Raw genomic sequence first — 12526 nt, 5'->3', positions numbered from 1 at the left:
GAGTCACCCACTATTTTCAACAAATTTAACGAAACGTGGACTTCCCGTTCGACCCTGTAACAGGCTGGTCAGTTTTGACAGAACTGCGGTTTACAAACCGGATAATTATGCCTTGGTTTTCGGCACTAGTCCAAGAATACCAGCAATTTATAACGCTGTCAACTTTCTCGCTTTGAGCAACCATGAATAACTTTAGCCAAGAATTTGACGATTTAATCTAGCTCCATCACGAAGTATCACCGCTTCTCGTCCAGAATAGTAAACTTCAACAATCCGCTTATCTGGGTTGATGAGAATTCCTACTCTAGTTCCCACAGCGAGAAATTCTTGAATTTTTGCTCGAACTTCTTCTAAATTATCGCTCGGTGACTTCACCTCAACCGTCAAATCCGGAGCTAATTGAGCGAAACTTTTAGGACTGCGACGCAAGCGTTCTGCTAACACAAATGATGCATCCGGTGCTCGCAAGTCTGAATTTGGTAATCTAAAACCAGCGCTGGAAGCTGTTACTCGTCCCAGTTTACGTGGTCTAACCCAGTTGGCTAACTGTGATATCATAGCGGCTGCAACTTCATCTGACTCATATCCTGATGGACTCATAACAATGATATTACCCTTGACTAGTTCCATACGATAGTCGGGGTACTGCTGCTGCATTTTTTCCAAGTCTTCAACCGTCAGTGACATAGAACTTTTTACTCTGACATGCTGTGTATTTCTATTATGGAACATCATGATAGTGCGATCGCTTTTATCAATTCCCCACTTTCAAGAAAAACCGATCAACTACTTAGTGTCGCTTTGCCAAATTTAATTTCCTACGAATTAATAGACACGCGAAACTGAAAAACAATCTACAGACGTAGCACTGCCGAAAAACAATCTACAGACGTAGCACTGCTACGTCTCTACAAGCGTTCTGGATAACGCATATTTAATTTGCTACGAATTAATGAAATGCTTTACTTAGTTCCTCCATTTTATTAGCTAGTTCTACGTCCAGGTTACTAATGACATTACCTAAATCGTAGGTCATCAAATCAACCTGAACTAAGTTGTAAATGTTTAACCATATGGGGTGATGCTCTATTTTCTCGGTGTAGATAGCGACGCTAACCATCCACCCCATTGCTTGGGCAAAGGAACTAAACTTATATTCTTTGTGCAATTTGCCTTCTTTTATTGTCCAACCGGGTAGATTGGAGATTGCATTTTGTAGTTCTACTTCGTTTAGCTTGTATCCTGACATTAGAGGCTTCCAAAAAATAAATTATCCCAAATTATTTTAGGACTTATATTTTTCAATACTATATCCGTTTAATTCACATTAATAAAAATATCCGAAATCCTTGATTAGACGTAGCATTGCTACGTCTCTACATCATATGTAATAAACCTGTCATGATATTATAAGTTAAAGAATGTCATTTCCACTCGCCTTGAAGTGTAAATGCTGCCCAATAATAGGGTGCGGCGAACTTGTCATTTTTTAACATTTCTATTTGTGCCGATCGCAATGCAGCCGCAGGTTTTAATTTATTTTGCAGCATCTTCTGATAAAATTTTGTCATCAATTCTGATGTGGCTTCGTCATTGACACTCCACAAACTGACAACGACTCGCGGGCTACCTGCATACATGAACCCTCTTGTCAAGCCTATTAATCCTTCTCCTTTGATTTCTTTGCCTAAACCTGTTTCGCAAGCACTGAGGACGATTAATTCTGCTGGCAAGTTGAGGTTAAAAATATCGTGAAGTCGTAAAAAACCGTTTTGCGGCATTCCTTTATTGTCAAACAGCGACAAGACCACTCCAGATAATTCTGGTTGCGTGCTATTCAGGATGCCGTGTGTTGCAAAATGCACAATGCGATATTGACTGAGTTCGGGACTGGTTGCGATCGCTCGACTAGCATCAAAGTCAAATACCTCTTTGCGTAACGCATCTGGAAATAAAGTTGAAATGCGGTCAGCTTCAGTGCGCGTAAATTGTAAGCGATCAAATTTTACACCACTACTTCTAACGGATCTTGATAAATCGAGTTCGTTTACATTAGGTTTGTCTAGTTTTTGTTGCGGTGATTTCAAGCGTGGATCGTCGCTGCTAAAAACTGGATCGGCAAGAATTGCGATCGCTTTCGGTGCGGGTTGGCGGTTATTTACTTCTTTCCGTAAAACTGCTAAAGTTGACACTGAGGGCAAATTAACTATTTCGTGTTCAACCAATAAAGGCGTAAGTGACCTCTCCCCCAGCCCCTCCCCTATAAGGGGAGGGGAGTTAGACTCTTGCTCCCCCTTCCCTCCTCGTAGAGGAGAGTCTGACTCCCCCTTCCCTCGTAGGGAAGGGGGTTGGGGGGTTAGGTCTTTCGGATTCGGCAAAGCCCCAAACGGCAAATACTGCAAAGCACCATCACTAACAATCACTAAACGCTTATTTCCCAACTCTTTTGCGACGGGTTGTAAAACTATCTGACTCAACTTGCTTGTGACTTCGACATCTGGAAGTGAACCGGGGGTAGATACCACCGATGTTGATATTGTTGAGTCTAAGCGATAATTATCTCTTTTCAGTAATCCATTAAATTGCTTTGCGATAGTTTCTATTTCTGCACGTTTGGGTAATTCGTAACTCTTAATATTTGTTTTGCTGACTGCCCAAAGATAACTGCGTTCTTCCCCTAAAGAATATTCTAAAACTAGGGTATCGTTATCAAGTAGCTGCTGTTGTTGTGCTAATGTCAGAGACTGAGGTTGTGTAAGTGCAGCGTAACGGGGACTTGAGCTTCTAATTTGTGCTTTGACTTGTCGATTTTGTTCTAAAAGCGCGGAGATTTCTTTTTGTAGCGCTTCGGTTTGCGCTTCTGTATTTGGTTTGTTGGATAATTGAATTTGACGCTTTTCTGTAGCATCTAATTTTTGCTGTAAGTTGCGTTCAAGTTCTAGCAACTTTGGATCTACACCTTGACGAATATCAGCGTTAGCTTCATTCAACAATTCTACCAGACTGCGGGCGCGATCGCGTTCACTAACTTGTAGTGCCAAAGCATCGTATCCTTTATCTGGATGCTGTTTGTGCAACCGCATCAATAAGTCGATATAAAACTGATAATATTTCTGTATTGAAGCAAAATACGAGCTTCGTAAATCTTGACTGGTAACGTTAGTGCGGATATCTTCGATAATTGCGATCGCGGATTCTATTTGCTTTTGCGCTCCCTGATAGTTGTTGCGATCGCGTTCGGTTACAGCGATATTATAAAGCGTATCTGCAATACCTTTGCGATCGCCTAACTTTTGGTATAATCCTAATTGCTGATTATAAATGCTGATTGCCTTGTCTGGCTGCTTTAATGAATTGTAAGCTTTGCCAACATTGCCTAAAACGTTAGCTTCTCCCTGACGAATACCTAATTTTTCAAACCCAGATACTGATTTAATAGAGGCATCTAGTGATTTTTGATAATCACCCGAAGTTAGATAAACCCTTCCCATATAAGCATAAGCCAAAGCTTCGCTCACACTACTTTTTTGTTGACGTGACAACAAAAGTATTTGGTTTGCAAATTCTAGTGCTTTGGGATAATCTTTTAATGATTCATAAACTCTAATTAGACCTGAAAGTATGGTACTTTCCTGAAGTAGTGACTTTTGTTCCCGCGACAATTTCAGCGATTGATTGTAGTATTCTAGTGCTTTAGGATAATCTTCAGCAATGCGGTAAACTGCACCTATAGAATAAAGAGTTTGGACTTCGAGAGTGCGATTGCCTATTTTTTTACATATCTCTAATGCTTGAATGTAAGTATCAGTGCTTAGTTCATAATCTCCTAAAAGACTATATACATAAGCAATACTGCTCAGTGTGCCAGCTTCTCCATAAGGTTCCTGCAATTGACGCTGAAGAGTTAATGCTTGATTATATGTATCTAGCGCTTTTTGATAATCGCCGAAAGATTGATAAATATCCCCGATATCAGCAAGGGTAGAAGCTTCATTTTCGGGATTGTGAATTGCACGCTGGAGTTCTAAAGCTTGTTTTAAAGATTCCAAAGCTTTTTGTTTATCACCCAATGCGCTGTATGTGGAACTAAGTCCCTTTAAAACAAACGCTTCACTGTTACGATTTCCGGCTTTTTGGTTAAGCGATCGCGCACTATTGAAATATGAAATCGCTTTGGGATAGTCACCTAAAGATTTGTAAGTACCTGCAATATTCTGGATAATAACCGCTTGTCGAAGAAGATTAAGGAAAAGCGGAGTTCCACTCAAATTAAATTGCGCTTGTTGTTGCAGTTTCAACGCTTGATTTAAGGAGTTAAGAGACTGCTGATTTTCGCCTAATAAATAATAAAGTAAACCGATTTTACCATAAATCTCAGATTGTCCGTTAATATCTCTTCTCAAACGTTGAATTTCCAATGCTTGATTTAAGATTGGCAAGGCTTTTTGATACTCACCCAAGGAAGTGTAAACTGAAGCGATCTCGCTGAGTGTACTAGCTTGAGCCGGAGTATTATTCGTGGTACGCTGAATTTTTAATGCTTGATTGTAGGCATCAAGTGCTTTTTGCGTCTCGCTTAAATTAAAAAAGTAAACTCCGCCAATATTTTGTAGTGTCTCCGCTGCAAGGTCAAGTTTTTTCTCAGCTTGATAAAATGACAGCACTTGGTTGTAATATTGTAATGCCTTTTGGCTCTCGCCCAAATTCCGGTAATCACCAGCAACATTAACAAGTGTCTGAGCTTCCAACAGACTAGATTTGAGTTCCCGTGTGATAACTAAAGCTTGATTGTCATATTCGAGCGCTTTTTGGGATTGAGAAAACGCCTTGTAAGCAGTAGCGATTTTTGAAAGTGTGCTAAATTCCTGAATGCGATCGCCTATTTTTCGCCAAATTAACAACGCTTGAGAGTAAAGTGCGATCGCTTTTTGTAGAGATTCTCCTGTACCTTGCTGCAAAAGCTTCTCTGCTTCATCTAACAGTTGCTTTCCCTTAGCGTATTCTGGGGAATTCTTTGGTACTTGTTGAGCGATCAAATTTGCTTGTGATGCGATCGCCACCATCGGATGCGATAACATCAGAATGCCAACAATCGCTGCTGCATAGCGATGAATCAGCATTTTATCAGCTTTAATTTTTGGTTTGAGCACCGTAATTCTACCTTATATAAATGCTTTCTCAGGTTGTAGAAGTCAGATTAGCACCTATGTAGGCATTATCTTGGCGCCGTTACATTTTTGAGAACGCTACAAGCCAATACGCTTGGTGTTAAGGATTTTTGGTACTGATTTTTGACCTGTAGAGACGCGAAATTTCGCGTCTCTACACTCGGATTTTAGGCTTAACTGAACCGTATTGCGTTACAAGCAATAAATTTTTTCAACGCAGAGGAACGCTAAGGAAAGCGCAAAGGTACGCAGAGTGTTCTTTCACAAAAACTCTGCGCTCCTCCGCGTTTACCTTTGCGTTCCTTTGCGTTGAAAAACGCTACAAATCTTTTAATAAGAAGAAATAAAACTTTTTACACTTCGACTTCTGGCAAACATCTTTACTTCATTTTCATGTGAAAAACACTTCTGTCTATTCCGGTTTTTTTATCTACTTCAGTTGCAATTTTCTCCACGAGAAAGAAATCGGGAATTTTCTGAAAAAGTTCTAAATTTCCCAGATTTGAATAACTAAAAAATACTTCTCCTTTCGGGGCAAGGTATTTAGGAATTTGTTTGATAAAATTAAGGAATATTTGACCATCTAAATCGTTCGTTGCCACTTCTGCGATCGCCTCAATCTTTTTGTCTAAGAAAGGGATATTAAAAAGGATTACATCAAATAAGATATCAGGTAAGGACTCGAAGAGGTTGGAATGGTATATGTTGGGGTACATGTAATTTAAAAATGCATTAATTTGGCTGCAAAATACAGCATTTTCGTCTATGTCAGAAAGGTACAATTCTTCTACATATTCACTACAACTTAGTCCAATAACACCTGTACCACACCCTAACTCTAGCAGCCGTCCTTTCTTGCTATTTAGGTGTTGAAATTTTTCCAGAAGAGCTTTCAAGAAAAACATGGTGCTGGATTGTGGTTCGGGATGATATATATTTGACAGGGCAATGATATTAAGACCATTAATATTGTAAGTACCAATGCTAGACTGTTTAGATATAAATTCGGAATGAAGTTCTTGGAATCCGGCTAATTGTAGATGCAACTTAGTCATTTTTAATAGTAATAAAAGTAAATTTACAACCACTTAAATATACCACGTTATTGATATGCGCCCAACACCGAAACCGATTATTTTCGGACTTTGTGTATTTAGTTTGAGTTTGATTGCGATCGCTTGCTCATCCCAAACTATAGCGCTTCTCGGTTGCCTGCAATACACCTAGAGACGCGAAATTGCCTGCAATACACCTAGAGACGCGAAATTGCCTGCAATACACCTAGAGACGCGAAATTGCCTGCAATACACCTAGAGACGCGAAATTTCGCGTCTCTACATTTATTTTTTGAACATGTATGTGATTCAAATGAGAACCGCTATGTTTGCCTCTTCTGTGAAGATTTTTCGGCTTAGAAGCTGAAGGTAGTTCTCAAGGCACCAATCACAACATCATTGTTGTTATTGTTATGATCTGGTGCTGTTAACCAAATTACTCCTGGGGTGATGGAGATATTGTCGCTCACTTGATACTGGTAGAAAGCTTCTATGTGATATGAAGTATCTCTGTCTCTGGAGATTTCATTGATGCTGGAACCTGTTACTTTTGGCTCCATCCCAAAAATGATACCAGCTAAGTTGCCTTTTTTACCCAGGTCTGGGAATCCCAAAGTTACAGCCCAATTCCAAATATCAAGTTCTCCCCGGTCAACTGATCCTCCCTGTGTGGATAGATTACGTGCGTTGGTGTAGCCTACCCAACCACCCAAAACAAATTTATCGCTCAAACCTAAAGACGCTTCTATACCGTAGGAATTGCTAGAAAAGGGCACACTCACTGGACTGGGTTCTCCCGTATCATCAGGAGGAGGTGCAAGTTGAGATTCAAGGAATGATATTGGATTTGCCCGATTGCTACCAGTACCCAATTCCTGATTGTAGGCATTGATGTAAGTAAAGCCAATGGTAAAGCGATCGCTTGGTTTAAATGTTAGCTGTGCCAACGCACCATAAGGTCCATTAAACAAGCCATTACCTGAGGTGGGGTCATTAGCTGTATTTCCTAAATACCCTAACGAGAGTGATAATTTATCACCGAATTCTTGATTTATTCCCAACCCCGCACCATCCAGATGGTAATAAATTGAGTTACGCACACCAAAGCTGGATAAAGCACCAGATCCACCATCTCCATCAAAGATATTGACGGTATTAGTAATGTCGTCTGCGGCACCCGCATTGGCAAGAACGATCACCTGTGTCTTTTCGCCAAGGGGGAATTTGTAATACAATGCATCAATGAAAGCATTATTGCTAGCATCTTCACTAGTCTCACCAAAAAATAGGCTCCCCTCTGGTGTGAAAAGGTTCGGGGTGACAATATTATTAGTCTGGATTCTGGTAAAAAGTTCATCTTTACCTGTGAAGCTAGTATTAAATTCTACACGCACCCGCGCCCCTAGTGTTGTATTTTCCTCTTCAATTCTCTCACCATTAACTCTTCTTCCCCCCAAAACATCGCTGACTACAGCGACAACTTCACCACTCAGTTTAGTTGTGGTAGAAAATTGATTTGCTTCCAACTCAGCAGTTTTTACTTCTACTGCATCCACACGACCTCGCAGCGTAGCCAATTCCGTAGCAAATTGTTCTCGCAGCCTTTGTAATGTGGCTAAATCTTCTTTTGTTACCAAATCAGTTGTAGCTGTAGCAATTAGTTCGTTAATTCGGTCTAAACAAGCATTCAAACCAGCCGCAAACTCATACCTTGTCATCCCCCGATTACCGCGATATGTGCCATTCGGGTATCCCGCAATACAGCCATATCGTTCTACTAAGGATTGTAACGCTTGGAATGCCCAGTCTGTGGGTTTCACGTCTGATAGTTGAGAAACTGAGTTCACCTGTGACATGTTTTGGTCTTCGGTGTTACTCTCCGTCACTAGCGGGTCAGTTATTTCCCAAGTGGTTGAAGTTTCTCCTCCCATAGCCCCAGAACCAACAAATAGCATCGCACCGAACACTGCTGGACTAACCAACAAAGACTTCCATACTGTTTTCATTTTTTTGCTCACACCGTACTACTGCCTTTCTATGACAGCTTGTCTTATTAATAAGTCTTCTCAATTAATTTATCAGATTAGCAGATTTTTCCTCTGAAAAATCACTAAGGAAGTAAAGCTAGAAGAAAAACCGCATTAGGCTATTGCAAAATATAGCAGATTGTGCTGCGTTAGCCGTTCGCGGAGCGTCTCGTAGAGAAGGCTTTGGCAGAGCCATCGCTCTCTATTGCAAAGATAGAGAGAATGAGAATTATTATTCTCATCTTGAGATAGAATAAGTCTCATTAGACATCTCCAGAAAACAATTATTGTGACGTAGCACAGAATAGTCTCTTGGGGTTTTGGACAACGCATATTTAATTTTCTTTTTCTAGGTCTCATTGTCCATAAGCATCTTTTAAAAGGGGAGAAAATAATGCTCCAGACTCGTGTAGTAAATAAAACAAAAAGACAAAGCAGCAGCATTTTGTCCTTTGTTGTTTTATTACTGCTGACCGTTGCTGGATGTAGCCAAGCGAACACCAATCAGGTGAAAAATTTGGTTAAATCACCGAAAGTACAAGAGGCTGCATCTACACCAACATCTTCTTCGGGAACAGGTAAAACTAAGGTAGTGACAACGTTTTTACCGATGTATATATTTACCAAAGCAGTGACTGGAGATGCAGCAGATGTAGAAATTTTAGTACCACCGGGTACGGAGGTGCATGAATACCAAGCTACACCGAATAACGTGAAAGCGATCGCGACTGCAAATGTATTGGTAAAAAATGGCTTGGGTTTAGAACAATTTCTCGAAAATACGATAAAAAATGCCCAAAATCCTAAATTAGCTCAAATTGATGCAAGCATTAATATTAAACCTTTAAATGAGATTTCTCCGGTGGAAAAAACCGCGAAAGAAGAACACGAACACGCTGAGGGGAACCCCCACGTCTGGTTAGATCCAGTTTTGGCTAAACAGCAAGTTATGAATATTCGAGATGGTTTAATTGCTGCTGACCCAGCAAATAAAGCTACTTATGAAGCGAATGCGGCAAATTATATCAAACAATTATCAAGTTTAAATAACGAATTTGAACAGACTTTAGAAAAAACTCCTAACTGTACCTTTGTCACTTTCCATGATGCATATCCATATCTAGCACAACGCTATAAACTCAAACAACTTGCTGTAGTAGAAATTCCTGAAGATCAACTTACACCAGCAGATGTGCAAAACGCAGTTAATGCAGTCAAAAAGTACAAAGTTAAAGCTTTGTTTAGCGAACCAGGAGTAGATAATAAATTGCTAACTAGCCTTTCCAAAGATTTGAATTTGACTTTACGTACCCTGGATTCTTTGGAGACTGGTAAAACAGATCCGCAGTATTATTTTCAAGCGATGAAAGCTAATTTGCAAACTTTAGAAACGGCTTGTAAGTAGAGACACGAAATTTAGGAGTAGAGACGCGAAATTTCGCGTCTCTACAGTTAGAAGTTAAAAATACTCATAATTCAGCGCTTATTATTGTGCCTGCTAATAACATTCAGACAATGGACTAATAACTAATGACTAATGACATTCCTATTTTAAAAGTAGAGGGATTAACTGTATACCAAGGCAAAACAACTGCCGTGAGAGATGTTTCTTTTGAATTATTGCCACAAACAAATACAGCCATAGTTGGTCCCAATGGTGCGGGAAAAAGTACTTTAGTCCAAGCGATTTTAGATTTGATTCCGCGCAGTAGTGGGACAATTGAAATATTTGGTCGTCCGATTACAAGACTAAGGCATTTACGTCACCAGTTGGGTTATATGCCGCAAAACTTCATATTTGATCGCAGTTTTCCGATTTCTGTTAGTGAATTGGTAGGACTGGGATGGGTGAAGAAAGGGGACAGGGGGGACAAGGGGACAAGGGGACAAGGGGGAGAAAAGTCATTTTTTCATAGATTGTGGAAACAAGACTCGGAAAAATCAGTAGCAGTAATAGAAGCTTTGCGACGAACTGATGCTTACCATCTGCGAAATCAAGCTATTGGGACTCTTAGCGGTGGTCAATTAAAGCGAGTATTGCTAGCTTATTGCTTAGTGATACCAAGGAGACTGTTGATATTAGATGAAGCTTTTGCTGGTGTCGATGTGCAAGGTGCGGCGGATTTTTATGCTTTGTTGAATGAATTAAAGCAAGAAGAAGGTTGGACGGTATTGCAGATTTCTCATGATATTGATATGGTAAGCCGGCATTGCGATCGCGTTCTTTGTCTCAATCAAACTATTGTTTGTACTGGAAAGCCAGAAATTGCTTTATCACCAGAAAATCTGTTAGCAACATACAGTCCTCTTTTCAGTCGCTACCATCATCACCACTGAGTTAAAAGTTAGGAGTTAGGAGTTAGGAGTTAGGAGTTGTAGAGACGTGACCGGTCGCGTCTCTACAGGAGGAGCGGAGTAAGAGGAGCGGAGGAGCGGAGTTAAAAGTTTGGAGTTATGATTTTATTCCTAACTCCTCACTCCTAACTCCTCACTCCTAACTCCCCACTCCCCACTCCTCACTCCCCACTCCTAACTCCTAACTCCCCACTCCCCACTCCTCACTCCCCACTCCTAACTCCTCACTCCCCACTCCCCACTCCTAACTCCCCACTCCCCACTCCTAACTCCCCACTCCCCACTCCTAACTCCTAACTCCTAACTCCTCACTCCTCACTCCTCACTTTCATCAAGGTGTTCTGCAACAGCTTGGTAAAGATGGAAAACATGGCTGTCGTGAAGTTGATAGAAGACATTGCGACCTTGTTTGCGATAACCGACTAAGCGCATTGCTCGTAAGTTTCGCAATTGATGAGAAACCGCAGATTCACTCATTTCTAATAATGCGGCTAAATCGCTGACACAAAGTTCTTCTTTGGCTAAAACAGAGAGAATTCGCAAGCGATTAGCATCCCCTAAAAAGCTAAAAAATTCTGCCATACGTTGGGCTTTATCGCTACTAATAAGCGATTCTTGTAGGGGTTGCACATTATCACCATCTATCTCATCTTTTGGGTCGTTGTGTATGTCTTTCGTATTGGGAAGACAATCAGTGACAGTATAAGCAACAGTATTTTTGGCTGACATAGCGTGAAAAATTAAAGTGCAATTACTTTATGTATGAGTCGAAAAATTATATACTTCCAGTATAACTATTACAAAGTATCAGAAATTACTAATGTATTTAAGTGATGATTGCTTGTTGACTTGGCTAGCTGTCACTAATGGTAATGACTTAGTGACGTTGTTAGAATTTCCCTTCATGCAACGTGCGATCGCAGGTGCTGTTTTAATGGGAATACTTGGGGGTGTTTTAGGTAGTTTTGTCACCTTGCGTTCCTTATCTTTTTTCAGCCATGCTGTTGGTCATGCTGCTTTGGTAGGGGTAGCGTTAGGTGTGTTGTTACAGTTAAACCCCACTTGGATGCTACTACCGTTTACTTTAGTTTTTGGCGTTGTTGTCCTCTACTTGATTGACAAAACCGATTTAGGTAGCGATAGCGTTCTAAGTATTGTCTTGTCAGGAGCATTAGCTCTAGGCGTAATTCTCACTAGCCTGATTCAAGGATATCGCGGCAACTTGATGAGTGTGCTGTTCGGCGATATTCTTGCCATCAATACCACAGATTTAATTTTGACATTGTTAGTGCTTGTTTTAAGTAGCATATTCTTACTTTCAAGCCTGCGGCAGCAAATTTTGTTAACCCTTAACCCCGCCGTGGCACAGATTCAAGGCATTCCAGTACAATTGTATCGCTACGCATTTGTAGTATTGCTGTCATTAGCCGTTGCTGTGGCGATTAAAGCAGTCGGCGTTTTACTGGTAAATGCCTTTTTAGTAATTCCTGCCTCGATTGCGAAACTAATAAGTCATAACTTTAGCCGCTTTCTGGTAATGTCAGTTATTTTCGGCTCCACCACCAGTATCGCTGGCATAATCATATCGGGTCTTTTCAACTTTGCCTCCGGTCCAAGTATTGTTCTTGTGCAGTTTATCGTATTCGTAGCTGTTTTTAGCTGGGTTAAGTTGACTATGAAAGCTGCATGAATTTTTCTTTGCTTCAGGTAGTTGACGAACCCTTATTAGTTTGCTACTATTAATAATCGTGGCAAGCAAACGCCGCGCCGGGATAGCTCAGTTGGTAGAGCAGAGGACTGAAAATCCTCGTGTCACCGGTTCAAATCCGGTTCCTGGCATAATCAACAACGAAATAACTACGTATCTGGCGATCGCTTGCATTTGTTTGGTTAGTCAATATTTAATCAACGGAATTTTACG

General features: G+C 40.6%; 11 protein-coding genes and 1 tRNA gene. 6 read left to right on the top strand and 6 right to left on the bottom strand.

Annotated elements, in window-relative coordinates:
- A partial coding sequence (locus tag OGM63_RS21640) for a hypothetical protein (RefSeq protein WP_263747724.1) occupies positions 1–190 on the top strand: 190 nt, incomplete at its 5' end.
- Between the two features lie 2 nt (positions 191–192).
- Here the strand turns inward: OGM63_RS21640 and OGM63_RS21635 are convergent.
- A complete protein-coding gene (locus OGM63_RS21635) occupies positions 193–687 on the bottom strand; it encodes a Uma2 family endonuclease (RefSeq protein ID WP_263747723.1) in 495 nt (164 codons plus the stop codon).
- Positions 688–723: 36 nt separating this feature from the next.
- Between OGM63_RS21635 and OGM63_RS21630 the strand changes: the two genes are divergently transcribed.
- Positions 724–846, top strand: a complete 123-nt coding sequence (locus OGM63_RS21630) for a hypothetical protein (protein WP_263747722.1) — start codon at positions 724–726, stop codon at positions 844–846.
- A gap of 103 nt (positions 847–949) precedes the next feature.
- Here the strand turns inward: OGM63_RS21630 and OGM63_RS21625 are convergent, their stop codons facing one another.
- The 4 genes from OGM63_RS21625 to OGM63_RS21610 form a co-directional block, all read right to left on the bottom strand.
- Positions 950–1249 (bottom strand): 4a-hydroxytetrahydrobiopterin dehydratase, encoded by a 300-nt coding sequence (locus OGM63_RS21625; RefSeq protein ID WP_263747721.1) that lies wholly within the window; start codon positions 1247–1249, stop codon positions 950–952.
- 175 nt (positions 1250–1424) lie between these two features.
- Positions 1425–5150, bottom strand: a complete 3726-nt coding sequence (locus OGM63_RS21620) for a tetratricopeptide repeat protein (RefSeq protein WP_263747720.1) — start codon at positions 5148–5150, stop codon at positions 1425–1427.
- Positions 5151–5548: 398 nt separating this feature from the next.
- Positions 5549–6223, bottom strand: coding sequence for a methyltransferase (locus OGM63_RS21615; protein WP_263747719.1), 675 nt, complete (start codon positions 6221–6223; stop codon positions 5549–5551).
- A gap of 356 nt (positions 6224–6579) precedes the next feature.
- Positions 6580–8229 carry an iron uptake porin gene (locus OGM63_RS21610; protein ID WP_263747718.1) on the bottom strand — a complete coding sequence of 550 codons (1650 nt, stop codon included), beginning with the start codon at positions 8227–8229 and terminating at the stop codon, positions 6580–6582.
- Positions 8230–8644: 415 nt separating this feature from the next.
- Between OGM63_RS21610 and OGM63_RS21605 the strand changes: the two genes are divergently transcribed.
- Positions 8645–9655 carry a metal ABC transporter substrate-binding protein gene (locus OGM63_RS21605; RefSeq protein ID WP_263747717.1) on the top strand — a complete coding sequence of 337 codons (1011 nt, stop codon included), beginning with the start codon at positions 8645–8647 and terminating at the stop codon, positions 9653–9655.
- Between the two features lie 125 nt (positions 9656–9780).
- Entirely contained in the window at positions 9781–10587 is an 807-nt protein-coding gene (locus tag OGM63_RS21600) for a metal ABC transporter ATP-binding protein (RefSeq protein WP_263747716.1), read from the top strand.
- Positions 10588–10920: 333 nt separating this feature from the next.
- Here the strand turns inward: OGM63_RS21600 and OGM63_RS21595 are convergent, their stop codons facing one another.
- Positions 10921–11334 carry an ArsR/SmtB family transcription factor gene (locus OGM63_RS21595; protein ID WP_263747715.1) on the bottom strand — a complete coding sequence of 138 codons (414 nt, stop codon included), beginning with the start codon at positions 11332–11334 and terminating at the stop codon, positions 10921–10923.
- 91 nt (positions 11335–11425) lie between these two features.
- Here OGM63_RS21595 and OGM63_RS21590 point away from each other — a divergent pair, with 91 nt between their 5' ends.
- Both OGM63_RS21590 and OGM63_RS21585 read left to right on the top strand, forming a co-directional pair.
- Positions 11426–12295, top strand: a complete 870-nt coding sequence (locus OGM63_RS21590; RefSeq protein ID WP_263747714.1) for a metal ABC transporter permease — start codon at positions 11426–11428, stop codon at positions 12293–12295.
- Positions 12296–12371: 76 nt separating this feature from the next.
- Positions 12372–12444 (top strand) — tRNA-Phe (locus tag OGM63_RS21585).
- Positions 12445–12526 lie beyond the last annotated feature (82 nt).

Source organism: Plectonema radiosum NIES-515, assembly GCF_025753815.1.
Taxonomy (GTDB): Bacteria; Cyanobacteriota; Cyanobacteriia; order Cyanobacteriales; family Nostocaceae; genus Hassallia; species Hassallia radiosum_A.
The sequence above is the reverse complement of the archived record's forward strand: the minus strand, read 5'-3'. Positions and strand labels throughout refer to the sequence as shown.

Excerpts from the sequence above, each read along its gene's own strand:
- OGM63_RS21600 (WP_263747716.1), top strand. The coding sequence starts at position 9,781 with ATGACTAATGACATTCCTATTTTAAAAGTAGAGGGATTAACTGTATAC.
- OGM63_RS21615 (WP_263747719.1), bottom strand. The coding sequence starts at position 6,223 with ATGACTAAGTTGCATCTACAATTAGCCGGATTCCAAGAACTTCATTCC.
- OGM63_RS21630 (WP_263747722.1), top strand. The coding sequence starts at position 724 with ATGGAACATCATGATAGTGCGATCGCTTTTATCAATTCCCCACTTTCA.
- OGM63_RS21625 (WP_263747721.1), bottom strand. The coding sequence starts at position 1,249 with ATGTCAGGATACAAGCTAAACGAAGTAGAACTACAAAATGCAATCTCC.
- OGM63_RS21605 (WP_263747717.1), top strand. The coding sequence starts at position 8,645 with ATGCTCCAGACTCGTGTAGTAAATAAAACAAAAAGACAAAGCAGCAGC.
- OGM63_RS21590 (WP_263747714.1), top strand. The coding sequence starts at position 11,426 with ATGTATTTAAGTGATGATTGCTTGTTGACTTGGCTAGCTGTCACTAAT.
- OGM63_RS21595 (WP_263747715.1), bottom strand. The coding sequence starts at position 11,334 with ATGTCAGCCAAAAATACTGTTGCTTATACTGTCACTGATTGTCTTCCC.
- OGM63_RS21635 (WP_263747723.1), bottom strand. The coding sequence starts at position 687 with ATGTCACTGACGGTTGAAGACTTGGAAAAAATGCAGCAGCAGTACCCC.
- OGM63_RS21610 (WP_263747718.1), bottom strand. The coding sequence starts at position 8,229 with ATGAAAACAGTATGGAAGTCTTTGTTGGTTAGTCCAGCAGTGTTCGGT.